Below are 24,894 nucleotides of genomic sequence, written 5' to 3' on the forward strand. Positions count from 1 at the left end.
ACACGGGCCGGGACCGTCCGGGGCACCCGCCCTCCCGCCGTGACCGACGGGCCATGTGCTGAACTGGCCCTTCCGCCAGGACCGCCCGGCCCCACGACCCAGGAGCACCTGTGACCAGCTACCGCCAGCCCGGCGTCGTCCTCACCGACCACCGCTTCACCGTCCCGCTCGACCACAGCGACCCCGGCGGTGAGCAGATCGAGCTGTACGGGCGCGAGGCCGTGGCCGCCGGGCGATCCGGCGAGGAGCTGCCCTGGCTGCTCTACCTGGAGGGCGGCCCCGGTTTCGGCGCCCGCAGGTTCGTCGGTACGGAGGCCTGGCTCGGCCGGGCGCTGCGCGAGTTCCGGGTGCTCCTGCTCGACCAGCGCGGCACCGGCCTCTCGACACCGGCCAACCGGCAGACCCTCCCGCTGCGCGGCGGCCCGCGCGAACAGGCCGACTACCTGGCCCACTTCCGCTCCGACGCCATCGTCCGCGACTGCGAGACCGTCCGGCAACGGCTCACCGGCGGCGCGCCGTGGACCGTGCTCGGCCAGTCCTTCGGCGGCTTCTGCGCGGTCCGCTACCTCTCCTCGGCGCCCGAAGGCCTCGCGGCGGTCCTCATCACCGGCGGCCTGCCCTCGCTGGACGCCCACGCGGACGACGTCTACCGGGCCGCGTACCCCCGTATCGAACGGAAGGTCGCCGCGCACTACGCCCGCTACCCGCAGGACATCGAGCGCGCCCGCGCCATCGCCGCGTACCTGGCCGAACACCGCCCCGAGAGCGCCGGCCACCGGCTGACCCCGGAACTTTTCCAGTCGCTCGGCATCCTGCTCGGCACCGGCAGCGGCAGCCACCAGCTCCACCACCTCCTGGAGAACGCGTTCGTCCGCACGCCGCACGGCACCGAACTCTCCGACACCTTCCAGGAGGCCCTGCGCTCGGCCACCTCGTTCGCCGGGCACCCGCTCTACGCCCTGATCCACGAGGCGATCTACGGCTACGGCGAGCGCCCCACCGCCTGGTCCGCCGAACGCGTACGCGCCGAATTCCCGCAGTTCGACGCGGCGACGGCGCTGGCGGGCGACGGGCCGCTGCTCTTCACCGGCGAGTCCATCCACCCGTGGCACTTCGACGTCGACCCGGCGCTCCGCCCGCTGCGCGAGACCGCCGAGCTCCTCGCGCAGCGCACCGGCTGGCCCGTCCTCCACGACCCCGAGCGGCTCGCCGCCAACGAGGTGCCCGTCGCCGCCGCCGTCTACCACGACGACATGTACGTCGACGCCGCGCACTCGCTGCGCACGGCCGCCGCGATCCGCGGGCTGCGCACCTGGGTGACGGACGAGTACGAGCACGACGGCGTGCGCGCCGGCGGACCGCGCGTCCTGGACCGGCTGCTGGCGCTGGTCAGGAACGAGATCTGACGGGAGGCGACGGACGTCAGCGCTGGAGCGCCTCCAGCGTGGCGTCCAGGTCCGTGGTGCCGGAGCGCGAAGCCTGGTTGTACGGCAGCTTCGACAGGGCCGAGGCCATGCCGCAGGTGTTGGTGACGGCCGAGAAGACCAGGCCGGAGCCGATACCGGCGGAGAGCCAGCGCGCGGCCGGGAAGCGGATGCCCGCCACCAGCCCGGCCACCACCAGCGAACCGGCCGCGAGCCGCACCTGCCGCTCCAGCGGCCAGACCCCGCGCGCCCCCTCCGGCCGGTCCAGACCGCGCCCGTCACCCTCCCACGCGGAGGTGCCACCGGTCAGCGTGGCCGCCTGGATGTCCGCGCCCGCCAGGATCTCGCAGGCCCGCGTCGAGCGGACCCCGGAAGCGCACACCACCAGCAGCGAACCACGGGCGGAGGCCGACTTCAGCGCGGGCAGCGCGTCGGGCAGCTTGTCGAGCGGGATGTTCAGGGCGCCGGGCACGTGCCCCGCGGCGTACTCGCCGGGAGCCCGTACGTCGATCACGGTGAACTCCTCCAGACGGGCTGCGGCCTGGGCGGGGGAGAGGGAGGCGGGGCTGGTCACGAGCTGGATCCTTTCGTCGACCGGGGCGGCGCGGGGAGGGCTGGGACTCTACACGTGTCTCCAGCGCCCGGACGCCGACCCGCATTCCCTCCCGCGTACCCGGATCCTCTTTGCTCACGGCGTCTTGACGGTGATCGTCGGTAGCCTGCCGGTATGACGCAGCAGCGACTCGAACCCCTGCCCACCGACTGGCACCGCGCCCTGGCGGTGGTCGCCCACCCCGACGACCTGGAGTACGGCACGGCCGCCGCCGTGGCCGACTGGACCGACGGCGGCCGAGAGGTCGTCTACCTCCTCGCCAGCCGGGGCGAGGCGGGGATCGACACCCTGCCGCCGGAGGAGTGCGCGCCGCTGCGCGAGCGCGAGCAGCGGGCGAGCGCCGCCGTCGTCGGAGTCCGTACGGTCGAGTTCCTGGACCACCGTGACGGCGTGATCGAGTACGGGATCGGGCTGCGCCGCGACATCGCCGCCGCCATCCGCCGCCACCGCCCGGAGCTGGTCGTGACCCTCAACCACCGGGACACCTGGGGCGGCGTCGCCTGGAACACCCCGGACCACCGGGCGGTCGGCCGGGCCACGCTGGACGCCGTGGCCGACGCGGGCAACCGGTGGATCTTCCCGGAGTTGACGGAACAGGGTCTCGAGCCGTGGAACGGGGTGCGGTGGACCGCCGTGGGAGGCAGCGACCGGCCCACGCACGCGGTCGACGCGACGGCCGGGTTCGAACGTTCCGTGCAGTCCCTGCTCGAACACCGCACCTATATCGAGGCACTGACCGAGGACGAGCCGGAGAAGTACTGCCGGGAGTTCCTGGAGGGCATGGTGCGTGCGGAGGCCGACCGGTTCGGCGGACGCCCGGCGGTCACCTTCGAGGTCTTCGCCGGCTGACCGGGCCGCGCGCGGATGCGGCGGGATTGACAAGCCTGCTTGCCGGTTCTGCAATGGCCCCATGAAGGAACACGACCGGGACGACCCCGAACTCGACGCCGTACTCACCGGGGTCGGCCCCCGGCTGCGCCGCCTGCGCAAGGACCGCGGGGTCACCCTCTCCGCGCTCTCCGCCGCCACCGGGATCTCCGTCTCCACGCTCTCCCGGCTGGAGTCCGGAGGCCGCCGCCCGAGCCTGGAGCTGCTGCTCCCGATCGCCCGCGCCCACGAGGTCCCGCTCGACGACCTCGTGGGCGCGCCGCCCGTCGGAGACCCTCGGGTCCGGGCCAAGCCGATCGTGCAGCACGGCCGCACGATGCTGCCGCTGACCGCCCGTCCCGGCGGGCTCCAGGCGTACAAGATGGTGCAGGAGGCGGGCAGCGGCGAGGTGCCGGAGCAGCGTACGCACGAGGGGTACGAGTGGCTGTTCGTGCTCTCCGGAAAGCTGCGGCTGCTGCTGGCCGAGCATGATCTGGTGCTGGAGCCGGGGGAGGCCGCCGAGTTCGACACCCGGCTGCCGCACTGGTTCGGACCCGCGGAGGACAAGCCGGTGGAGTTCCTGAGCCTGTTCGGGCCGCAGGGTGAGCGGATGCATGTAAGGGCGAAGCCGAAGCGGGGGTGAAGCGTCACAGGGGTGTTCCCATGCAGGCAAGCGACCGCTTAGTATGCGCCGGAGCAGTGGTTACGCGAGCAGTGGAAATGCCGACAGCGGCAGCGGTTGATGCCGACAGTGTTGTGGAGGCCCCTCATGCAGGCATGGCGAGTGCACCGGAACGGCGAGCCGGGCGAGGTGATGAGCCTGGAGGAGACGGACCGGCCCACGCCCGGTGACGGGCAGGCGCTCGTCCGGGTCGCCGCGGCGAACGTCAACTTCCCCGACGCCCTGCTCTGCCGGGGCCAGTACCAGGTGCGGCCGCCGCTGCCGTTCACGCCGGGCGTCGAGGTGTGCGGTACGACGGAGGACGGCCGGCGCGTCCTCGCCACCCCCGCCCTGCCGTACGGCGGTTTCGCCGAGTACGTCGTCGCGGACGAGGCGGCCCTGCTGCCCGCGCCCGACGCCCTGGACGACGCCGAAGCGGCCGCCCTCCACATCGGCTACCAGACCGGCTGGTTCGGCCTGCACCGCCGCGCGAACCTCCAGGCCGGGGAGACCCTCCTGGTCCACGCGGCGGCGGGCGGGGTCGGCAGCGCGGCCGTCCAGCTCGGCAAGGCCGCGGGCGCCACGGTCATCGGCGTCGTCGGCGGACCGGAGAAGGCGGCCGTCGCCCGCGAGCTCGGCTGCGACCTGGTCATCGACCGGCGCAGCGAGGACATCGACGCCGCCGTGAAGGAAGCCACCGGCGGGCGTGGCGCGGACGTCGTCTACGACCCGGTCGGCGGCGAGGCGTACGCCAAGTCCGTCAAGTGCATCGCCTTCGAGGGCCGCGTCCTCGTCGTCGGCTTCGCCAGCGGGAGCATCCCGACCCCGGCGCTCAACCATGCCCTGGTGAAGAACTACTCGATCGTCGGGCTGCACTGGGGTCTCTACAACGCCAAGGACCCGGCCGCCGTCCGCGCCTGCCACGACGAGCTGACCAAGCTGGCCGCGCAGGGCATCGTGAAACCCCTGGTCAGCGAGCGTGTCGGGATGCCCGGAGCTGCCGAAGCCGTCCAGCGCGTCGCCGACGGCACCAGCACCGGCCGGATCGTCGTCCTGCCCGCAGGAGTGGCCGGAGGCGCCCGATGACCCCCGCCGTCGACGCCACCGAGGTCCGCCGCCGCACCCGCGAGCTGCTCGCCGCGCACCCGCCCGCCACCACCGACCGCACCGACTTCCTGAAGGCCCGGTTCGACGCGGGCCTCGCCTGGGTCCACTACCCGGTGGGCCTCGGCGGGCTCGACGCGCCACGCTCCCTCCAGCAGGTGGTCGACGCCGAACTCACCGCCGCCGACGCGCCGGACAACGACCCGCGCCGCATCGGCATCGGCCTCGGCATGGCCGCGCCCACCATCCTCGGCTTCGGCACCGACGAGCAGAAGCAGCGCTTCCTGCGCCCGCTGTGGGTGGGGGAGGAGGTCTGGTGCCAGCTCTTCAGCGAGCCCGGCGCCGGCTCCGACCTCGCGGCGCTCGCCACCCGCGCCGTCCGCGACGGCGACGACTGGGTGGTCGAAGGACAGAAGGTCTGGACGTCCAGCGCCCACCTGGCCCGCTGGGCGATCCTCATCGCCCGCACCGACCCGGACCTCCCCAAGCACCGGGGCATCAGCTACTTCATCTGCGACATGACCGACCCGGGCGTCGACGTGCGGCCGCTGCGCCAGATCACCGGGGAGGCCGAGTTCAACGAGGTCTTCCTCTCCGGCGTCCGCATCCCCGACAGCCACCGCCTCGGCCCGGTCGGCGAGGGCTGGAAGGTCGCCCAGACCACGCTGATGAACGAGCGCGTCTCCATCGGGGGCTCCCGCATCCCGCGCGAGGGCGGCATGATCGGCCCGGTCTCACAGACCTGGCGCGACCGCCCCGACCTCCGCACCCACGACACCCACCAACGCCTCCTGACGCTCTGGGTCGAGGCCGAGGTGGCCCGGCTCACCGGGGAGCGGCTGCGCCAGCAGCTCGTCGCCGGACAGCCGGGCCCCGAGGGTTCGGGCATGAAGCTCGCCTTCGCCCGCCTCAACCAGGAGATCAGCGGCCTGGAGGTCGAACTCCTCGGCGACGAGGGCCTGTTGTACGGCGACTGGACCATGGTCCGCCCGGAGCTGGTCGACTTCACCGGCCGCGACGCCGGCTACCGCTACCTCCGCTCCAAGGGCAACTCGATCGAGGGCGGCACCAGCGAGGTCCTGCTGAACATCGTGGCCGAGCGCGTCCTCGGCCTGCCCGCCGAGCCCCGCAACGACAAGGACGTCGCCTGGAAGGACCTGAGCCGATGACCGCACCCACCCAGCCCCCTGCCGTCGCCCCGGGGCAGTACCCCGCCACCCCCGACCTCCTCTACTCCCAGGACGAGGACGACCTGCGCTCCGCCGTCGGCGCGCTACTGGCCGACCGGGCCGACGCGCCGACGGTGATCGCGGCGACCGAGTCCGACACGCCGTACGACCTCCGCCTCTGGGAGGCGCTTGCCACCGGCATCGGCGCCGCCGGACTCCTCGTACCGGAGAAGCTCGGCGGCCAGGGCGCGTCCCACCGGGAGGCCGCTGTGGTCCTGGAGGAGCTGGGCCGCAGCGTGGCCCCGGCCCCGTACCTGACCAGCTCCGTCGTGGCCACGGAGACGCTACTCGCGCTGGCCGACGGGGAGGACGGACCGGCCGCCGCACTCCTGGCCGAGCTGGCCTCCGGTGCGCGTACGGCGGTGCTCGCCGTGCCCTTCGCCACCCCGCCCGCCGGTGCGCGGGCGGCCCTCACCTCGCTCGACGGCACGGTCCGCGGAGTCGCCGACGCGGCCGTGGCCGACGTCCTCCTGGTGCCGACCGCCGAAGGCCTGTACGCGGTCGAGGCGACGGCCCCCGGAGTGGTGGTGGAACCTCTCGTACCGCTGGACCTGACCCGTCCGCTCGCCACCCTCACCCTGTCCGGCGCCACCGGGACCCTGCTCGCCGACGCGGACGCCAGCACCACCGCCGTACGGCGCGGCCTGCTCGCCGGGGCCGGACTGCTCGCCTCCGAGCAGCTCGGGATCGCCGAATGGTGCCTCACCGAGACCGTCCGGTACACCCGCGAACGCCACCAGTTCAACCGGCCCGTGGGCTCCTTCCAGTCGCTCAAGCACCGCATGGCGCAGCTCTGGCTGGAGGTCGTCTCGGCCCGCGCCGCCGCCCGCAACGCCGCCGACGCGCTGGCCATCGGCAGCCCCGACGCCCCGCTCGCGGTCGCGGTGGCCCAGGCGTACTGCTCCGGCGTCGCGGTCCACGCCGCCGAGGAGTGCGTCCAGCTCCACGGCGGGATCGGGATGACCTGGGAACACCCGGCGCACCTGTATCTGAAGCGCGCCAAGGCGGACTCGATCGCGTACGGCTCGGCGGGCCGTCACCGCGAGGCGGTCGCGGAACTGGCGGAGCTGCCGGCGCCCTAGAAGGCCGGTCGCGGGCAGCGGTCCGCTCTCCGGCGGCTACTTCACGCTGCCCGCTGTGAGACCGGACCGCCAGTACCGCTGGAGCAGCAGGAACGCGATCACCAGCGGCAGCAGCGCCAGCAGCGAACCGATCACCATCAGGGGGTAGTAGTCCGGGTTGATGGGCGCGGCGGCGTTCCAGCTGTAGAGCCCCAGGCTGAGCGGGTACAGCGACTCGTCCGAGAGCATGACCAGCGGGAGGAAGAAGTTGTTCCAGATGGCCGTGAGCTGGAAGAGGAAGATCGTCACATAGCCCGGGGCGATCATGCGCAGACCGACCGAGAAGAAGCCGCGCAGTTCGTTCGCCCCGTCCATCCGCGCCGCCTCCAGCACCTCGTCGGGGACGTACGAGGCGGAGAACATCCGTGCCAGATACACACCGAAGGGATTGAACAGGACCGGGATCAGCACCGACCACACGGTGTTGGCCAGTCCGAGGTCGGAGGCGAGCAGATACATCGGCAGCGCCAGGACCGTGGCGGGGACCATCACGGAGACCAGGATCAGCGCGAACAGCGCGCGCTTCCCGGCGAACTCGAACTTGTCGAAGACATAGCCCGCCGCCGTGCTGATCAGTGCGCCGACGGCCGCGCCGCCGACGGCGTACAGCAGGCTGTTGCCGTACCAGCGCAGATACGCGCCGTCGTCCTGGGCCAGGAGTGTCCCGATGTTGTCGAACAGCGCGAAGTTCGACAGGGAGAAGAAGTCCGAGGCGAACAGCGCCTCCGAGTCGACCGTGGAGGCGGCGAGCAGCCACAGCAGTGGCAGCAGCGCGTAGAGCGCGCTGAGGCCGACGACGAGGTTGGCCGCCGTCCTGCCGTACCAACGGCCCTTCCGCACCGGGCGTGGAGTGCCGGGGGCGGCGGGTGCGGGGGCGGCCGGCGCGTTCGGCGCCGACGGGATCGTGCGGAGCGGCGTACTCACGGGCGAGCCTTTCTCGATGAGGTGACTCGTGTCGTCCGTCGTGTGGAGCCGCGGGTCACGGCGAAGGACAGCGCGCAGCAGACGATCAGCAGAAGCACGGACGCGGCGGAGGCCAGCCCGTAGTTGTTGCGGGTGAACGCGGCGTCGAAGATATACATGTTGGGCGTGTAGCGCGGGCTGATCAGCGGGGTCGCCTTCGCCAGCAGCATCGGCTCGGTGAAGAGCTGGAGCGCGCCGATGGTGGTGAAGATGGCCACCGTCGACAGCGTGGCCCGTACCAGCGGCACCTTGATGGTCAGTGCCGTGCGGACCGGTCCCGCGCCGTCCACCGCCGCGGCTTCGATCAGTTCGCGGGGGATGGCCTTGAGCGCGGCGAAGAAGATCACGGCCGTGTAGCCGAGGCCGCTCCACAGGGCGATGTTCACCAGCGATGGAATGATCATGGACAGGCCGAGGAAGTCGATCGTGATGTCGACCCCCTGGAGCGCGTCCAGCACGGGGGAGATGCCCGGTGTGTAGAGGTAGAGCCAGATGACCGTGGCGATGATGCCCGGCACCGCGTGCGGGACGAACAGCAGGGTCTGGGTGAGCTGCCGCGCCCGGATCAGCCCCGAGTCGAACAGCAGCGCCAGCGCCAGCGCGCCCACCAGGACCAGCGGGATGAACACCAGCGCGTACACGAGCGTGACGCCCACGCCCCGGACGAAGCTCGGGTCGGAGAGGACGGCGGCATAGTTGCGCAGACCCGCGAACGACGTCTGTGCCGTGCCGAAGCCCAGCCCGCTGTGCGAGGTCGAGAAGAAGCTCAGGTACACCGCGTACAGCGTCGGGACCACGAAGACGCCGAACAGCAGGACGCCGAACGGCCCGAGCAGGGCGCCGACGGCCAACCGCTGCGGACGGCGTGCCCGGCGGGAGGACGGGGCGGGGACATGGGGAGATGCGGTGGTGGTCGTCATGCCTGCCTCACGGAAAGGCCCAGGCTGCGCATGTCCGGCAGCGTCTCGGACTGGGCGGTGCGGAGCGCCTCGGTGATGGTCGTGCCGTACTCCAGCCGGGCCAGCCCCTGGTGCAGCGAGGTAGCGGTGGCCTGCATACGCGGCCCCCAGGTCCAGCCGGTGCGCAGCAGCCGCGCCTGGTCGGCAACGAGCCGGTAGACGTCCTGGCCGCCGAAGAACGCCGTGTCGAACTCGCGGGAGGCGTTCGCCACCAGGCCCGCGTCGGCGGGCAGGATGCTGGACCTGCCGCCGGAGAGCCGCGCGGTGATGGCCTCCGGCGAGGTGGTCATCCACTCCAGGAACCGCATCGCGCGCCGCTTCTTGCGGCTGCCCGCCGTGATGGCGTGCACGGAGACGCCGTCCGTCCCCACCACGTCCTCGCCGCCGTCCCACCGGGGGAGGGGGGCCACCCGCCAGCGTCCGGAGGTGCCGGGCACGGACCGCACGAGGGCCGCGAGCCCCCACGGTCCGACCATGTGCGAGGCAACCTGCCCCCGGGCCAGGGCGGACAGCCACTGCTGGCTGGAGCCCGGAGCGAACATCAGCCGCCTTTCTTCGACCAGGCCCTGCCAGAACTCCGCCACGCGCCGGGTGGGCCCGCCGAGGAAGTCCAGCACCCAGGTGTCGTCCTCGATGGCGAACCACTGCCCGCCGCTCTGCATGGTGTGCCCGGCCAGCACGTTGTACGCGTTGGGGTGGAAGGTCGTCAGATCGATGTCGGCGTCCTGCTTCAGCCGGCCGGCCGCGTCGCCGAACTCCTCCCAGGTCCCGGGCGGTTCGATGCGATGCCGGGTGAGGATGTCCGCGCGGTAGGCGAACAGCATCGGGCCGAGGTCCACCGGAATGCCGTACGTCCGCCCGCCCAGCACCCCGTTGGTCCATGCCTGCGGCCCGAGCCGCTCGCGCAGCCGGGGGGTGACGAGATCGGTGAGGTCCGCGCAGACGCCGTCGATGGCGAAGGACGGCAGGTCGGCGTCGACGAGCGTCACGATGTCCGGTGCGTTCCCGGCGCGCGCGGCGTTCGACAGTTTGGCGTTGCCGCCGGCCAGCCCGGAGGTCATCGGCGAGAAGTCGACGGGCTCCTCGGGGTGCAGATCGTTCCAGGCGGCGACCAGGGCGTCCGTGCCGCGCAGCGCCGACCACAGGGTCAGCGGCCCGTCGGCGTCGCTCCCCACGTCGTCGGCGCACGCGGTGGCGGTGACGCCGGCCAGGGCGGTCCACAGCCCGGCCGAGAGGGCTCGGCGTCTGGTGATGCCCGGCCTAGCCATGGCGGGCGGCCGGTATGCGCGTGGTGGTGGGACAGCGGTGGTGCATGAGGGGGCCTCATTTCGGGGGAGGGAGGGGAGAAGGAAGCCGGCGCCGGGGCAGCCGGGTGGGATGGAATCGGCGTCGAGATCAGCCGGCGTCGAAGTCAGCGGGCGTCGAGACCAGCCGGCGTCGAGATCAGCGGGCGTCGGGATCAGCGGGCGTCGAGGACGCCGTGGAACGCGGGCAGCGCCTCGGCGAGCGGAGCCGCGTCCGGGTACCAGGCGCGCTCCCACTCCAGGCTGATCCAGCCCCGGTATCCGAGGCGCCCGAGCTGTTCCAGGACGGCGGGGAGCGGCAGCACGCCGTGGCCCGGCACCACTGGACGCAGGTCCGTCGGTGAGGCGACGTCCTTGACCTGTACGTGGCGGAGCCAGGGGCCCAGCAGTTCGGCGGTGCGCTCCGGGCTCTCGCCGGCCCGCCACGGATTGACCGCGTCCCACACCGCACCGACGGCGGGCGAACCGACGGCCTCCAGAACTGCCGCCACCTCGGCACCGGTCAGGAACGTGTCGTGGGTCTCCAGCGCCAGGCCGACCCCGGCCGCCTCGGCGATCGGCGCGGCACGGGCCAGATGGCGTACGGCCCGCTCCCGCCGCCCGTCCGCCAGGTCGCCGCCGCCGAAGACCCGCACCTGTGCGGCGCCGAGCCGGGCCGCGAGGTCCATGTGCCCGGCCAGCCGCTCGACGACGCCGGAGTCGTCGGCGGCGACCTGGACGTACGAGGCGAGGGCAGGTACGGCCAGTCCCGCCTCGCGCAGTGCGGCGGCGAGCCGCCCGGCCTCTGCCGCGGGCATGCCCGGGTACACCAACTGGCCTTCCGCGCATCGTAGTTCGATGCCCTCGCAGCGGCTGGTGCGGGCGAGCGCCACGACCTCGTCCACGCTCGCGCCGGGACAGCCCAGGGTGCTGAACGCGCGCCGGTTCACGGAGCCACCCGCTCGGCGGCCACATCGACCCGCTGCCCCAGCTCGGCGGAGGCGTACACCGCGAGCGCGGCGGCGACGACACCGCGTCCGTACGCCCCGTCGACGTACGCGCCGGCGCCCCCGCGCGCCGCGGCCACGAAGCCGTCCAACTGGTCCCGGAAGGCCTGCTGCTGATGGCCGGGTTCGGCCTTGAGGAGGCAGGTGGCCTGCCCGTCCCGCAGGACGAACAGCCCTTCGGTGGCGGAGATCCGGAGCGTCGCCTCGTCGAGGACGACCTCGGTCTCGTCGACGTACGGCATGCCCCTGCTGGTGAGCGCGACGCTGGCGTTGATGCCGTTGTCGAGTTCGACCAGGGCCAGCGCGTCGGTCTCCACCTCCAGTCCGGGCCGGCCGCGCACCACACCGCTGACGCGGCGCACGGTGGAGTCGGCGAACAGCTGGATGCGGTCGAGACCGTGGGTGCCGACGTTGAGGACGATCCCGCCGCCGGCCACCGCCCGGTCGAAGAACCAGGGCGGCCGGGAGCCGGGTTCGTAGTGCGAGGAACGCCGGTGGGTGATGAGCAGCGGCTCACCGTAGCGGCCGGAGGCGATGAGCGAGCGGGCCTCGCGCACCACCGGGTGGAAGTGGATGACATGGGCGACCGCCAGCAGGGTGCCGGCCTCCGCGCACGCCCGTTCCATCAGCGCGCAGTCCTCGGCGGTGGTGGCCATCGGCTTCTCCACCAGCACGTGCAGTCCGGCGCGCGCGGCCTCGACGGTCATCGGCGCGTGCAGGGCGTGCGGGGCGGCGACCACCACGGCGTCCAGGGCGGCTTCGGCGAACATCGTCCGGTGGTCGCTGTAGACGGGGATCGCCGCCGGGCCGGCGAGCGCCTGGGCCGTGGGGCGGTGCGTGTCGCAGATCGCCGCTATCTCGTACTCCGCGGCACCGGCGGCGGCGTGCACATGGGCCGCGCCGACGCCGCCTGCGCCGAGTACGCCGATACGGAACCGGCCGGTGGACGGTTCGGGGGGCATGGGTTCTCCTGAGGTCGCTGGATGAGGAAGGAGGAAGGGGAGAGCGGGGGGAGGGGGAGAGCGGAGGGAGGGGAACGGAAGGGGCGGGCTTCGCGCGGCCGGCTCCGCCGACGGGTGGCCGTGGGCCGGGTCAGCCGTCGGGTGCCGCGCCGCAGGAGGCGCGGACGATCAGCCGGGGCTGGATGCGGACGCGGTGGGAGACCGCCCCGGGGCCGGACTCCATCCGGCTCAGGAGGAGTTGGGCGGCGAGCGCACCAACCTCCTCCTTGGGCGGCGAGACGGCGGTCAGCGGGACGTCGCCGACCTCCGCCACCTCGTCGTCGTACGCGACGACGGCGAACGCGTCCGGAACGGACAGGCCGTGCCGCCGTGCCGCCACCACCAGGGCCGCGGCGTCCCGGTCGCCGTGGCAGAACACCGCTGTGATCCCGGCCTCCGCGCAGTGCCGTACGTACGCCGTGATGCCCTCCTCGGTCCAGTGGTCCTGCCGGGCCACCGAGCCGTCCACCACCTCGACCCCGAGCAGCTCGGCGGCCTCGTCGAACCCCCGCGCCACGATGTCCGCCGTGCCGGTACGCAACCGTCCCAGGTGCCCGATCCGGCGATGGCCGAGCGAGCGGAGGTGCCGTACGGCCAGGCAGACGCCGCCCGGGTGGTCGGTGGTGACGTAGGTGGTGGGGTCGTCCGGCGCCGGGGCGGGCGGGAACCTCTCCACCAGGACATGAGGCACCGGGAGCCGGTGCAGCGCGTCCACGTGGGCCTGCGGGTCCTCCAGCAGATGCAGATTGGGCACCAGCAGCAGGCCCTGCACACCGCTGTCGACCATCGCCCGCACCTCTTCGCGTTCGAGGGCGGGGTCGTACTTGGACGAGGCCAGCAGCACGCCGACACCGGCGTCCCGCAACACCCGCTGGATGCCGTCGACGACCCGCGGATAGTAGTACGTGGTGGAGGGCACGAGGACCCCCACGAGCCGTCTGCTACGCGGCTGTTCACCCTCCCCGGCCACCGCCTCGCCAGGCGGTGAGACGAACGTCCCCGCCCCCTGCCGACGCTGCACGATGCCCTCGTCCACCAGCTCGCTGACCGCCCGGCGCAAGGTGTTCACGCTGACCTCGAGCGTGCCGGCCAGCTCCTTCTCGACGGGCAGCTGCGTACCCGGCGCCCACGCACCGTCGGCGATCTCTCCGCGCAGACGCTCCGCGACTTGCAGGTATTTGGGGCCTCGAAGGAATGAATCCCTCTCCTCTGCCGATTTCATGCTGGGGAGATTGCATCAATCCTCCTCTTGCGTCAACCACTTGCCGGTGATTTCGTAACCCCAGCGTCAAGAAATGCAGAAATTCATTCCTTTTAAAGGAATGAATTGGGTGGGAGAATTCATGAGGGAACTCCGGTACGGCGTCGCGGAGCTGGAGCAGGAGCTCGGCCGTCCCGGCCAGGCCCTGGTGGCCGAGGCCGCCGACTGGCCGGGAGACGTGGTGGTCCTGGGGGCCGGCGGCAAGACCGGGTCCGGTATCGCCGCGATGGCCCGCCGGGCACTGGACGCTGCGGGCCGGCAGGAGACCGGCGTCCTGGCCGTGTCGCGCTGGACGGACGCGTCGGCCAGGGCCGCCCTTGAAGGACACGGCGTGCGGACGGCCGTCGCGGACCTCGCCGACCCGGCGGCCCTGGACGCCCTCCCGGACGCGGCCGTCGTGATCCACCTCGTCGGCGCGAAGTTCGGGACCGCCGCCGCCCCGGAACAGGCGTGGATGACCAACACGGTGCTCCCCGCCTTCGTGGCCCGGCGCTACCGGGGTGCCCGCATCGTCGCCCTGTCCACCGGCAACGTCTACGGGATGACGGCCCCGGTGACCGGCGGATCACGCGAGGGCGATGCGCCCCGGCCCACCGGGGACTACGCCATCACCTGCCGTGGCCGCGAACAGGTCTTCACCCACGCCGCCCGTGCCGGCGGCACCCCCGTCGCCCTGATCCGCCTGAACTACGCGGTCGAACCCCGCTACGGCGTCCTCGCCGACCTGGCCCGTACCTTGCTCGCCGGGGAGCCGGTCGATCTCGGCGCCGGCGCGGTCAACGTCGTCTGGCAGCGGTACGCCAACGAGGTCGTCCTGCGCAGCGCCCCGCACGCCGCCGCGCCCGAGCCGTTCCTCCTCAACCTGACCGGACCCGAGACGGCCGGAATGCGGGGGATCGCCACACGGCTCGCCGAACGACTCGGCACCGTAACGGAGTTCACCGGGCAGGAGCCCGCCACCAGCCTCCTCGCCGACGCCACGCTCTGCCACACGCTCTTCGGCTATCCGGACCGCACGCTCGGCCAACTCATCGACCTCCAGGCTCGATGGATCACCGAGGGCGGCCAACTCTGGTACAAGCCGACCAAGTTCGAACGACGGGACGGGCAGTTCTGATGGCCGCCACCCTGGCGGCCGGGACCGCCGCACTGCTGCACCGGGGCACCGTGATCCCCGCCCACCCGCTGGCCCTCACCGCCGACCGGACCCTCGACGAACGGCGCCAGCGCGCCCTGACCCGCTACTACACGGAGGCCGGCGCGGGCGGAGTCGCCGTGGGCGTGCACACCACCCAGTTCGCCATCCGCGAGCACGGACTGTTCCGCCCGGTCCTCGAACTCGCCGCCGAGGAGAGCGCGGCCGTCGCCGCCGAACGCCCCTTCCTGCGCATAGCCGGAGTCGCCGGACCGGTCCGCCAGGCCGTCGAGGAAGCCGCCACCGCCCGCGAACTGGGCTACGACGCCGTCCTCGTCTCGCCCGCCGGCCTCCCGCACGCCACCACCGACGACCTGCTGGACCGCAGCGCCGTCGTCGGCGAGATCCTCCCGGTCATCGGCTTCTACCTCCAGGAAGCGGTCGGCGGCCGCGCACTGCCGCGCCCCTACTGGCGTGCGCTGGCCGACCAGGAGTCCACCGTCGCCGTGAAGGCCGCTCCCTTCGACCGGTACCGCACGCTGGAACTCGTCCAGGGCGTCGCCGACTCCGGCCGCGGCCATGAGGTGGCCCTCTACACGGGCAACGACGACAACATCGTCGCCGACCTCCTCACCCCGTACCACGTGACCACCCCCACCGGCCCGGCCGTCCGCCGCTTCGTCGGCGGACTGCTCGGCCACTGGGCGGTGTGGACCCGCTCCGCCGTCCGGCTGCTCGCCGACGTCCACGCGGCCGACGCCGGGGACGACACGGCCCGGCAGCGGGCGCTGGCCCGGCTCGCCGGGGACACCGACGCCAACGCCGCCGTCTACGACGTACGCGGCGGCTTCGCCGGAGTCATCGCGGGCGTCCATGGAGTGCTCCGCCGCCAGGGCCTGCTCTCCGGCATCTGGTGCCTCGATCCCGCGGAAGGCCTCTCGCCCGGACAGGCGCAGGAGATCGACCGCGTGCACACCACCTACCCCTGGCTCACCGAGGAGGACGCGTTCATCGCCGGCCTACTGCCGCGCCGGCTCGCCTGACATCACCCCGCACCCACCCCACAGGGAAGAGGAACGATGAAGAAGAAGACCCTGCTCCTGGCCACCGCCACCGCACTGCTCGTCCCCGCCGCCGTCCTGACCCCGCAGGCGGCCGCCGGAAGCGCGTCACCGGCCGCCGCCCCCACCTACAAGGTCAACACCTTCGAACGGCCCGCCGCCGGGAACTCCTACCCGCTCAGCCAGTGGGCCGCCGACGGCTGGAACGCGCCCTGGCAGCAGGGCATGGAGAGCCGGGCCCGGATCGACAACACGACCCCCGCCCACGGCGGCTCCAAGTCCCTGCGCATCCACTACCCCAAGGGCAAGATCGGCCCCGAGAACTCGGGGGCGCAGGCCCCCTTCACCCTCACCAAGGCGCGCGAGTACTACCTGTCGTTCTGGGTGAAGTTCAGCGGCGACTTCAGCTGGGGCACCACCGAGTACGCCGGCAAGGTCGGCCTCGGACTGGCGGGCGGCGCCTCCTGCTCCGGCGGCCAGGTCTGCGACGGCAAGAACGGGTTCAGCTCCCGCATGATCTGGCGCCAGAACAACGGCCAGGCGGCGGTGTACTACTACCACATGGGCCACGCCGGACAGTACGGCGACTACGCCGTCCTCAAGAACAACGGCGCGGACATCCACTGGCCCAAGAACCAGTGGGTGAACGTCGCCCAGCGCGTCAAGGTCAACACCGTCAGCAACGGCAACGCCAACGCGGACGGCGAGATCGAGGTCTTCTACAACGGCAGGTCCGCCGCCAAGGTGACCGGCCTGCGCTTCGTCACCAACAACGACCAGGTCGACCGGGCGTACTTCTCCAGCTTCGCGGGCGGAGCCACCCCGTCCTTCGCCCCGAACAACGACAACAGCTACATCTGGTACGACGACATCAAGGTCTCCACCGACCGCAGGGACATCTGCGAACTCAGCTCCTGCCGCTGAGCCGAACAGCGTCGGGCGGCAGCGGCCACACACCACGCCGCCCGGCGCACCCGCCCACCCCGCACCCCTTCCGGAGCCCCGCCGTGCCCGTCATCCCGTTCCCCGCCCCGCGCACCCTGACGACGACCCCGGGCGGCGCTCCCCTCGACGCCCCCGTCCGTACGCACGTCGACCCTGGCCTCCCGGTCCAGGGCTACCGCCTGCGCACCGGCCCCGACGGCGTCTCCATCGACCACCGCGACGCCCTCGGCCTCCGCTACGCCCTGCACACCCTCGACCAGCTCCGCGCCGGACAGGACTACACCGGCACCGGCTACGCCATCGGCGACCACCCGGACTTCCCGGTCCGCGGGTTCCTCCTCGACATCAGCCGCGACCGGGTCCCCACCCGCCGCACGCTGGCCCGCTGGATCGAGCTCCTCGCCCTCGCCCGCTACACCCAGCTGGAGCTGTACACGGAACACACCTTCGCCTTCCGGGACCACCAGGAGGTGTGGCAGGACGCCTCCCCGCTCACCGCCGACGACCTGCGATGGCTGGACGGGCGGTGCGCCGCCGCGGGCATCGAACTGGTCGCCAACCAGAACACCTTCGGCCACATGGAACGCTTCCTTCGCCACCCGCGCCACGCCCACCGCGCCGAGAGCCCCGAAGGGTTCGAGCGCGGCGGCTCCCACCGGCCGCCCAGCACCCTGGAGCCCACCGACGACAACGCGGCCTTCGCCACCGCCCTGGTCGCGGAGGTCGCCCGCGAAGTCCGCTCCACGCGCCTCAACATCGGCGCGGACGAACCCTTCGAGCTCGGCCGGGGCCGCTCGGCGGACCGGGTGGCCCGACAGGGCACCGGAGAGGTCTACTTCGACTTCCTCACCCGCCTCATGGACCCCTGGCTCACGTCCGGCCACACCGTCCAGTTCTGGGCCGACGTCTTCGCCGGCCATCCCGAACTGATGGACCGCGTACCGCCCGGAGCCGTGCCGGTGGTCTGGCAGTACGACGGCCCCCGGCTGCTGTCGGAGGTGATCGACGGCAACACCCCGGAAGCCCGTACCTGGCAACGTCTCGGCGCGGACCTGGACAACCTGGCCGAAGGGTTCCGCTCACGCGGCAAGCTGCTCTCCGACGCCGGTGTGCCGTTCTGGGTCGCCCCCGGCGCGAGCAACTGGAACTCCCTGATCGGCCGGATCGACAACGCCGTGGACAACATGATCGACGCGGCCGAGACCGGCCGGGAGAACGGGGCCGAGGGATTCCTCCTCACCTCCTGGGGCGACCACGGCCACTGGGACCCGCCGTCGGTGGCCTACGGGCCCGTGGTCTACGGCGGCGCGGTGAGCTGGTGCCTGGAGGCCAACCGGGACCTCGGCGTCGCCGCCGTACTGGACGAGCACGTCCTGCTGGACGAGGCGCGGCTGACCGGGGACGTCCTGATGCGCCTCGGCCGTGTCCACCGCGACCTGGAGGTCCTGCTGCTCAACGCCTCGCCGATCGCCCGAGCGCTCTTCCCGGATCCCGCCGTCCCGCTCCCGTCCAGCCCGCCGCCCGAAGCCCTGGACCGGGTCGCCGCCACCCTCGCCGCCTGCCGGGACGACCTCGCCGCCGCCGCTCCGGCCGCCGCCGACGGGGATACCGTACGGCGCGAACTCCAGCACGCGATCAACCTCGCGGAGTTCGCCCTGGACGTGCTGCGCGCACGTGCCGCCGCCTCTGCCGGTGCTGCCACCGGGACGGGAGCGGAGGCCGCGGTCGCCGGTGCCGACGCCATCGACGGACCGACCGCCCGCCGCCTGCTGCGCCGGATCGAACCGCTGCTCACCGAGCAGCGCGCCTGCTGGCTCCTCCGGTCGCGTCCGGGCGGTCTGGAGGACAGCATCGGTGAACTGGACCGGCTGCGCCACCAGTTGCTGAAGGCGGCCCACGCGTGAGCGGGGCGAGCGGCGGCGTGACGCACACACCCGGCGGGAGCCCGGTGAGCGCCGGGGCGGACACCGCCGCGGAAACCCTCGGCGACGGCGCGCCCCGGGACGGGGACCCGGCGGCGGGACGGCGGTGGCTCGACCTCCTGCGGGACCAGCCCGCCGCACCCGTCCCCGACCCCGTACTCCCGTCCTCCGCCGACCTGGCCCGGCGGCTGGAGCTGCTCGCCGTCCCCGGGCAGGACCGGAAGCCGGTGTACGAGGGCCTGACCGCGGCGGCGGAGGACCCCGCTGCCTGGGAGGCGTTGGTCCGCTGCCACCAGCGCCTCTTCGCCGACGGCCCGGGGACCCCCACCGCCCCGCCCGCATGGCCCGACGCACCCGCCGGACTCGGCGAGGCCGGACGGTACTTCTACGTGCACCTCCTCGTCCTGGCCCTCCCGGCGGCCCTGGAGCGGCAGCGCGTCCTCGGCATTCCCGACGACGTGGTGGCCGCCACCTTCGCCGACCTCGGCGCCAAGCTCAGGAGCTACCGGCTCGCGCACGGCATCGGCGGCTTCGACCGGCAGCGGTGGATGGTCCGGCACTTCCGCGGGACGCTGCACCGGCTCGGCCGCCTCCAGTTCGAACGCGGAATCCTCGACGCGGAAGGCTGCGGCGGCGACGCCGAGGCGGCCGGCGGGCCCGCCCACGGAGATCCGGTCCTCCAGGTCCACATCCCCGAGGACGGTCCGCTGTCCCGCGCCGGATGCGACGCGTCGTTCGCCGCCGCGGGGCCCTTCCACGACCGGCACTTCCCCGAGACCCGCTTCCGGCACGCCACGTGCAGCTCCTGGCTCCTGGACCGGCAGTGGGCCGACCACCTCCCGGAGAGCTCCAACATCCTGGCGTTCCAGCGGCGGTTCCAGCCCTTCGGGGCGCTGCCCGCCGGTGACGACGACGTGCTGGAGTTCGTCTTCCACGTGCCGCCCGGCCGGGCCGACCTCGACCGCCTGCCGCAGGAGACGACCCTGCACCGCGCCGCCGTCGGCCACCTGCGGGCGGGTGGCCACTGGCGGATGACGCACGGCTGGACCCCGGTGCCGGACAGGAGGACGGGGCGCAGAGCCTGAGCCGAATCACGGCACCGCGGGTGGATCGACTGTCCGGGCGGGGTGTACCAGGGCCTTTTACATCCTGTTTAATTGCATACCGTTCGCAAAAACAGTCGATCTTGAACAGGGATGTGCAGAGTATGACGGCCCGATCGATACGGGGGGCGGTCGCCGCCACACTGGTGACCGCACTGTCCCTGACCGCCGCAGCCTGCTCCAACCCGGACAGCCCCAAGAGCGGCTCCGGGTCCGGGGCCACCTCGGCCGTCGTCGGCATCGCCTACGAGCCCGACAGCCTGAGCCCGCTGCTCGGCTACGGCAAGGACGGCAACTCCAAGATCTTCGACGGGCTGCTCGCCCTGGACGAGGAGCTGAAGCTCCAGCCGGCCCTCGCCGCCGCACTGCCCGAGGTCAGCGAGGACGGGCTGACGTACACGTACAAGCTGCGCCAGGGCGTGAAGTTCAGCGACGGCAAGCCGTTCGGCGCCAAGGACGTCGTCTTCACCTACCGGACCATCCTGGACGCGAAGACCAACAACCCCTCCCGCACCGAGCTGGACGCCGTCAAGGACGTCACGGCCCAGGGCGAGGACACCGTCGTCTTCACGCTGAAGTACCCCTACGCCCCGTTCGCCCAGCGCACCGTCCTGCCCATCGCCCCCGAGCACATCGCGGGCAAGCAGGACGTCAACACCGGCGCCTTCACCACCAAGCCGATCGGCACCGGACCGTACGTCCTCACCAACTGGTCCAAGGGCGAGAAGCTCAGCTTCACCGCCAACCCCCATTACTGGGGCGGCGAACCCGAGGTGAAGAAGTTCACCATGGCGATCATCAAGGACGACGACGTACGCGCCACCCGGCTGCGCTCCGGCGACCTGGACGGCGCGATCCTGCCGCCCAACCTCGCCAAGGGCTTCGCGGACGACAAGGGCAAGAAGACGTACGCCGCGAACAGCTACGACTACCGCACGGTGACGCTGCCCACCAACAACAAGGTCGCCGGTGACACCGCCGTGCGCCGCGCCCTCGACGTCGCGGTCGACCGGCAGACCATGGTCGACGCCATCCTCAACGGCAGCGGCAAGCCCGCCTACGGGCCGGTCCCCACCGACAGCGAGTGGTTCACCAAGGGCACCGAGCGCACCCACGACGTCGCCGCCGCGAAGAAGATCCTGGACGAGGCCGGCTGGAAGCCCGGCAAGGACGGCGTCCGGGTCAAGGACGGCGTGCGCGCCACCTTCCCGCTCTGGTACCTCAGCGGCGACAAGCTCCGCCAGGAGCACGCCCTCGCCTACGCCTCCGACGCCAAGAAGGCCGGCATCGACATCCGCACCGAGGCCGGGACCTGGGAGGTCATCGAGCCCCGGATGAAGAACGACGCCGTCCTCGCCGGCGGCGGCTCGCCCGCCGACCCCGACTTCGACCAGTACACCCTGCTGAAGTCGTCCCTCGCGGGCGACGGCTTCAACAACATGGCCTGGTACGACAACAAGGCCGTCGACGCGGCGATCGAAGCCGGACGCAGGAGCGGGGACAAGGCCGAGCGGAAGAAGGCCTACGACACCGTCCAGCGCGAGCTGGTGAAGAACCCGGGCTACACCTTCCTCACCCACATCGACCACCTCTACGTCGTCGACGACCGCTTCGGCCCCCTCACCACCCAGGTCGAGCCGCACGACCACGGCCTGGCCTCCGGCCCCTGGTGGAACGTCGAGAAGTGGAAGCCCGAAAGCACGGGAGACACGAAGAAGTGAAGCCGCGCCTCCCCTGGGGGCCGATGGCACGGATGACGGGACGGCGGGCCCTGTTCGCCGTCCCGGTCCTCCTCACCGTCACCTTCGGCGTCTTCGCCGTCGCCGCCGCGTCCCCCTTCGACCCCGTCAAGGCGTACGCGGGCACCGCCGGCCTCACCGCCTCGCAGGAGAACCTGGACCAGCTCCGGGCCAACCTCGGCGCCGACCAGCCCCTCGTCAGCCGCTGGTGGGACTGGCTGACCTCCGCGCTCCAGGGCGACCTCGGCGTCTCCAGCGTGATGCGCCAGCCGGTCACCGACGTGATCGTCGAACGCATGGGCTGGTCCGCGCTGCTCGCCACCTCCGCCTTCGTCATCGCCATCCTGCTCGGCACCGCACTCGGCGTCCTCGCCGCGCGCAGGCCGGGCGGCTGGCTCGACCGGGGCGTCAGCTCCGCCGCGTACACCCTGGAAGCCGCACCCGCCTTCTGGCTCGGCCTCCTCGCGATCTGGCTCTTCGCGCTGAAGCTGGACCTCCTCCCGGCCGGCGGCCTCACCGACGCGGGCAGCGATGTGGTCACCTTCGGCCAGGTCGCCTCGCACCTCGTCCTGCCGGCGGCCGTGCTCGGGATCTCCCAGCTGCCGTGGTTCTTCCTCTACGTACGCCAAGGGGTCATGGACGCACTCGCGGAAGACCCCGTGCGCGGGGCGCGCGCCCGCGGACTGAGCGAGCGCACGGTGCTCCTCGGCCACGGCCTGCGCTCCGGGATGCTCCCGATGCTCACCCTGATCGGCTCCCGCGTCCCCGAACTCATCACCGGCGCGCTCCTCATCGAGACCGTCTTCAGCTGGCCCGGCATCGCCGCCGCCACCGTGGAGGCCGCCACCTCGGTGGACTTCTCGCTGCTCGCCGCGCTCACGGTGCTCGCCACCGCCGCCGTCCTGCTCGGCAACCTGCTCTCCGACCTGCTCTACGGACTCGCCGACCCCCGGGTGGCCTTCGATGGCTGAGACCGCACTCGCCCCGCTGCCGGGCCGCACCACCCGCCGTATCCGGGTCGCCACCTCCGCGACGATCGTCGTCGCCGTCGCGCTCGCCGTGCTGATCGTGCCGCCGCTGGCCCAGCTCGACCAGCAGGCCGTCGACCTGTCCAACAAGCTCCACCCGCCGTCCTGGGCCCACCCCTTCGGTACCGACGACGTCGGCCGCGACCTGCTGCTGCGCTGTGTCTACGGGCTCCGCGTCTCGCTGCTCGTCGGCCTGGTCGCGGCCCTCACCGCGACCGTCATCGGCACGGCGATCGGCGCGCTCGCCGGAGCGTTCGGCGGCTGGCCGGACCGGATCGTGATGCGGATCGTCGACACCCTGTCCTCCATTCCGCATCTGCTGCTCGGCATCTTCATCGTCGCGATGTTCCGGCCCGGCGTCTGGCCGGTGATCGTCTCGGTGGCCCTCACCCACTGGATCTCCACCGCCCGGATCGTCCGCTCCGAGGTGCTCTCGCTGCGCTCGCGCCCCTTCATCGACGCGGCCGTCTCCGGCGGCGCGTCCCGGGGCCGGATCATCGTCCGCCACCTGCTGCCCGGCGTCCTCCCGCAGGCCGGGCTCGCGGCGGTCCTCATGGTGCCGCACGCCATGTGGCACGAGTCCGCGCTCTCCTTCCTCGGCCTCGGCCTCCCGGCCCACCAGGCCAGCCTCGGCAACCTCGTCCAGTCCGCGCGCGGTTCGCTGCTCGCGGGGGACTGGTGGCCGACGCTCTTCCCCGGTCTCTTCCTGATCATCCCGACGCTCGCCCTGGCGGGGATCGCCGGAGCCTGGCGGGACCGGATCAACCCGCGCCGGAAATCGGAGCTGATGCTGTGACCGCCGACCACGCCGCGAACCCGGCCGCCGTCCTCGATGTCCGAGACCTCTCCGTACGCTTCCGGATGCGCGGCGGCCGGGACATCGCGGCCGTCACCGGCGCCCGGTTCTCCGTCGCACCGGGCGAGTGCCTGGCGCTGGTCGGGGAGAGCGGCTGCGGCAAGTCCGTCCTCGCCTCCGCCCTGCTCGGCCTCCTCCCGGCCAACGCGCAGACCACGGGGAGCGCGGTGCTCGGCGGGGACATCGACCTGCTGACGGCGGGGGAGCGGACGCTGGCCCGTACGGTACGCGGCCGGCGCATCGGCCTCGTACCGCAGAGCCCCGCCGCCCACCTCACACCCGTGCGCACCGTCCGCGCCCAGCTGGAGGAGACCCTGCGGGAGCTCTCCGGGCTGCGCGGGGCGGCGGCTGTCCGGGAGGCGGCGGGGAAGGCGGCCGCCCGCGCCTCGTTCCCGGCCGACCATCTCGACCGCTACCCGCACGAACTCTCCGGCGGCCTCGCCCAGCGCGCCGCCACCGCCCTCGCCCTGATCGGCGACGCCCCGCTGCTGCTGGCGGACGAGCCCACCACCGGACTGGACCGGGACCTGGTGGAGCGGACCGTGGACGAACTGCGCCGCCACGCCGACGAGGGCCGGGCGCTGCTGATCATCACCCATGACCTCGCGGCCGCCGAGCGGATCGCGGACCGGGTCGCGGTGATGTACGCGGGCCGGATCGTCGAGATCTCCGACGCCGGACCGTTCTTCGGCGCACCCGGGCCCCGCCACCCGTACGCCAAGGGCCTGCTCGACGCCCTGCCCGAACGCGACTTCGCCCCGATCCCCGGCCTGCCGCCCGAACTCGGCGCGCTCCCGGACGGCTGCGCCTTCGCCGCCCGTTGCGCCCGCGCGGACGCCCGCTGCACCGCCGAGCGCCCGGCCTTCGACGGCCGACTCGCCTGCCACCACGGGCTGACCGGCCGCGCCCACTCCCTCGTGAAGGAGGCCGCCGATGCTTGAGCTGACCCGTATCACCGCCGGGTACGACCGCCGCGACCCCGTCGTCCGCGATGTCTCCCTGAGCGTCGGGCACGGCGAGGCGGTCGGACTCCTCGGCCCCAGCGGCTGCGGCAAGTCCACCCTGGCGAAGGTCGCGGCCCTCCTGCACCGCCCGGACGCCGGAACCATGACCCTGGACGGCACGGTCGTACGCGGCTGGCGCCACCGCGCCCCGCAGGAGCAGCGCACGGCCGTGGGCGTCGTCTTCCAGCAGCCCCGCCTCTCCGCCGACCCCCGCCTCAGCCTCCGCGAACTCATCGCCCAGCCCCTCCGGTCCACCGGCCGCCGCCGCGAGGTCCCGGAGCGGGTGGCGGAGCTGGCCCCGCTGGTCGGCCTCTCCGCCGAACTGCTGGAGCGCCGCCCGCACGCGGTGAGCGACGGCCAGCTGCAGCGCGCCTGCCTGGCCCGGGCGCTGGTGCTGCGGCCGGGGCTGCTGATCTGCGACGAGATGACCGCGATGCTGGACGCCTCGACGACGGCCGCGCTGGTCGCCGTGGTGGAGGCCTACCGGGCGGAGTCCGGAGCCGCCCTGCTGGCCGTCGGCCACGACCGGGTCCTGCTGGAACGCTGGTGCGACCGGACGGTCCGGTGGGGCGAGCGGAGCGTGGAGCGCGTACCGGTGGGATGACGGG

At 72.8% G+C, this 24,894-nt stretch carries 23 protein-coding genes; 16 read left to right on the top strand and 7 right to left on the bottom strand.

Features of this window, described 5'->3' with window-relative positions; all coding sequences use genetic code 11:
- Nucleotides 1-110 precede the first annotated feature (110 nt).
- Entirely contained in the window at nt 111-1,406 is a 1,296-nt protein-coding gene (locus tag ACQP09_RS32470; RefSeq protein ID WP_433406181.1) for an alpha/beta fold hydrolase, read from the top strand.
- Between the two features lie 16 nt (nt 1,407-1,422).
- Here ACQP09_RS32470 and ACQP09_RS32475 read toward each other — a convergent pair whose 3' ends face one another.
- Nucleotides 1,423-1,998 carry a rhodanese-like domain-containing protein gene (locus ACQP09_RS32475; RefSeq protein ID WP_432149492.1) on the bottom strand — a complete coding sequence of 192 codons (576 nt, stop codon included), beginning with the start codon at nt 1,996-1,998 and terminating at the stop codon, nt 1,423-1,425.
- Nucleotides 1,999-2,151: 153 nt separating this feature from the next.
- Between ACQP09_RS32475 and ACQP09_RS32480 the strand changes: the two genes are divergently transcribed.
- From ACQP09_RS32480 to ACQP09_RS32500, 5 genes are all read left to right on the top strand, one after another.
- Nucleotides 2,152-2,886, top strand: a complete 735-nt coding sequence (locus ACQP09_RS32480) for a PIG-L deacetylase family protein (RefSeq protein ID WP_432149493.1) — start codon at nt 2,152-2,154, stop codon at nt 2,884-2,886.
- 61 nt (nt 2,887-2,947) lie between these two features.
- Nucleotides 2,948-3,547, top strand: coding sequence for a helix-turn-helix domain-containing protein (locus ACQP09_RS32485; protein WP_030565560.1), 600 nt, complete (start codon nt 2,948-2,950; stop codon nt 3,545-3,547).
- Nucleotides 3,548-3,673: 126 nt separating this feature from the next.
- On the top strand, nt 3,674-4,651 hold the full coding sequence (locus tag ACQP09_RS32490; protein ID WP_433406186.1) for an NADPH:quinone oxidoreductase family protein: 978 nt from the start codon (nt 3,674-3,676) through the stop codon (nt 4,649-4,651).
- A complete protein-coding gene (locus tag ACQP09_RS32495) occupies nt 4,648-5,838 on the top strand; it encodes an acyl-CoA dehydrogenase family protein (protein ID WP_433406189.1) in 1,191 nt (396 codons plus the stop codon). The genes ACQP09_RS32490 and ACQP09_RS32495 overlap by 4 nt, the downstream gene beginning before the upstream one ends.
- Complete coding sequence (locus tag ACQP09_RS32500; protein WP_433406192.1) at nt 5,835-6,980, top strand: acyl-CoA dehydrogenase family protein; 1,146 nt, start codon at nt 5,835-5,837, stop codon at nt 6,978-6,980. The genes ACQP09_RS32495 and ACQP09_RS32500 overlap by 4 nt, the downstream gene beginning before the upstream one ends.
- A gap of 36 nt (nt 6,981-7,016) precedes the next feature.
- Here the strand turns inward: ACQP09_RS32500 and ACQP09_RS32505 are convergent, their stop codons facing one another.
- From ACQP09_RS32505 to ACQP09_RS32530, 6 genes are all read right to left on the bottom strand, one after another.
- On the bottom strand, nt 7,017-7,943 hold the full coding sequence (locus ACQP09_RS32505; RefSeq protein ID WP_433406195.1) for a carbohydrate ABC transporter permease: 927 nt from the start codon (nt 7,941-7,943) through the stop codon (nt 7,017-7,019).
- A complete protein-coding gene (locus tag ACQP09_RS32510) occupies nt 7,940-8,902 on the bottom strand; it encodes a carbohydrate ABC transporter permease (RefSeq protein ID WP_433406197.1) in 963 nt (320 codons plus the stop codon). The genes ACQP09_RS32505 and ACQP09_RS32510 overlap by 4 nt, the downstream gene beginning before the upstream one ends.
- Nucleotides 8,899-10,209, bottom strand: a complete 1,311-nt coding sequence (locus ACQP09_RS32515) for an ABC transporter substrate-binding protein (RefSeq protein ID WP_433406200.1) — start codon at nt 10,207-10,209, stop codon at nt 8,899-8,901. The genes ACQP09_RS32510 and ACQP09_RS32515 overlap by 4 nt, the downstream gene beginning before the upstream one ends.
- Before the next feature lie 191 nt (nt 10,210-10,400).
- Nucleotides 10,401-11,174 (bottom strand): sugar phosphate isomerase/epimerase family protein, encoded by a 774-nt coding sequence (locus tag ACQP09_RS32520; RefSeq protein ID WP_433406202.1) that lies wholly within the window; start codon nt 11,172-11,174, stop codon nt 10,401-10,403.
- Nucleotides 11,171-12,193, bottom strand: coding sequence for a Gfo/Idh/MocA family protein (locus tag ACQP09_RS32525; RefSeq protein ID WP_433406204.1), 1,023 nt, complete (start codon nt 12,191-12,193; stop codon nt 11,171-11,173). Before ACQP09_RS32525 ends, ACQP09_RS32520 begins: the two co-directional genes overlap by 4 nt.
- A 130-nt stretch (nt 12,194-12,323) precedes the next feature.
- Entirely contained in the window at nt 12,324-13,454 is a 1,131-nt protein-coding gene (locus ACQP09_RS32530; protein WP_433406206.1) for a GntR family transcriptional regulator, read from the bottom strand.
- Nucleotides 13,455-13,575: 121 nt separating this feature from the next.
- Between ACQP09_RS32530 and ACQP09_RS32535 the strand changes: the two genes are divergently transcribed.
- The 10 genes from ACQP09_RS32535 (at nt 13,576) to ACQP09_RS32580 (ending at nt 24,890) form a co-directional block, all read left to right on the top strand.
- Entirely contained in the window at nt 13,576-14,610 is a 1,035-nt protein-coding gene (locus ACQP09_RS32535) for an NAD-dependent epimerase/dehydratase family protein (protein ID WP_433406208.1), read from the top strand.
- Nucleotides 14,610-15,671: a dihydrodipicolinate synthase family protein gene (locus ACQP09_RS32540; RefSeq protein ID WP_433406210.1), complete on the top strand. Its 1,062-nt coding sequence runs from the start codon at nt 14,610-14,612 to the stop codon at nt 15,669-15,671. The genes ACQP09_RS32535 and ACQP09_RS32540 overlap by 1 nt, the downstream gene beginning before the upstream one ends.
- A 36-nt stretch (nt 15,672-15,707) precedes the next feature.
- Nucleotides 15,708-16,613 (top strand): polysaccharide lyase, encoded by a 906-nt coding sequence (locus ACQP09_RS32545; protein ID WP_433406212.1) that lies wholly within the window; start codon nt 15,708-15,710, stop codon nt 16,611-16,613.
- 83 nt (nt 16,614-16,696) lie between these two features.
- Nucleotides 16,697-18,538: a glycoside hydrolase gene (locus ACQP09_RS32550; protein WP_433406214.1), complete on the top strand. Its 1,842-nt coding sequence runs from the start codon at nt 16,697-16,699 to the stop codon at nt 18,536-18,538.
- Nucleotides 18,535-19,641, top strand: coding sequence for an acyltransferase domain-containing protein (locus tag ACQP09_RS32555; protein ID WP_433406216.1), 1,107 nt, complete (start codon nt 18,535-18,537; stop codon nt 19,639-19,641). The genes ACQP09_RS32550 and ACQP09_RS32555 overlap by 4 nt, the downstream gene beginning before the upstream one ends.
- Before the next feature lie 122 nt (nt 19,642-19,763).
- Nucleotides 19,764-21,380, top strand: coding sequence for an ABC transporter substrate-binding protein (locus ACQP09_RS32560; RefSeq protein ID WP_433406218.1), 1,617 nt, complete (start codon nt 19,764-19,766; stop codon nt 21,378-21,380).
- Nucleotides 21,381-21,403: 23 nt separating this feature from the next.
- The gene (locus ACQP09_RS32565; protein ID WP_433406220.1) at nt 21,404-22,369 is read left to right on the top strand and encodes an ABC transporter permease; all 966 of its coding nucleotides are present in this window, start codon (nt 21,404-21,406) and stop codon (nt 22,367-22,369) included.
- Nucleotides 22,362-23,222 (top strand): ABC transporter permease, encoded by an 861-nt coding sequence (locus ACQP09_RS32570; protein ID WP_433406221.1) that lies wholly within the window; start codon nt 22,362-22,364, stop codon nt 23,220-23,222. Before ACQP09_RS32565 ends, ACQP09_RS32570 begins: the two co-directional genes overlap by 8 nt.
- Before the next feature lie 65 nt (nt 23,223-23,287).
- On the top strand, nt 23,288-24,223 hold the full coding sequence (locus tag ACQP09_RS32575; RefSeq protein WP_433406838.1) for an ABC transporter ATP-binding protein: 936 nt from the start codon (nt 23,288-23,290) through the stop codon (nt 24,221-24,223).
- Nucleotides 24,216-24,890: an ABC transporter ATP-binding protein gene (locus ACQP09_RS32580; protein ID WP_433406222.1), complete on the top strand. Its 675-nt coding sequence runs from the start codon at nt 24,216-24,218 to the stop codon at nt 24,888-24,890. Before ACQP09_RS32575 ends, ACQP09_RS32580 begins: the two co-directional genes overlap by 8 nt.
- Nucleotides 24,891-24,894: the final 4 nt, after the last annotated feature.

Origin of the sequence: Streptomyces sp. CA-146814, from assembly GCF_050942385.1 — a bacterium.
Lineage (GTDB): Bacteria > Actinomycetota > Actinomycetes > Streptomycetales > Streptomycetaceae > Streptomyces.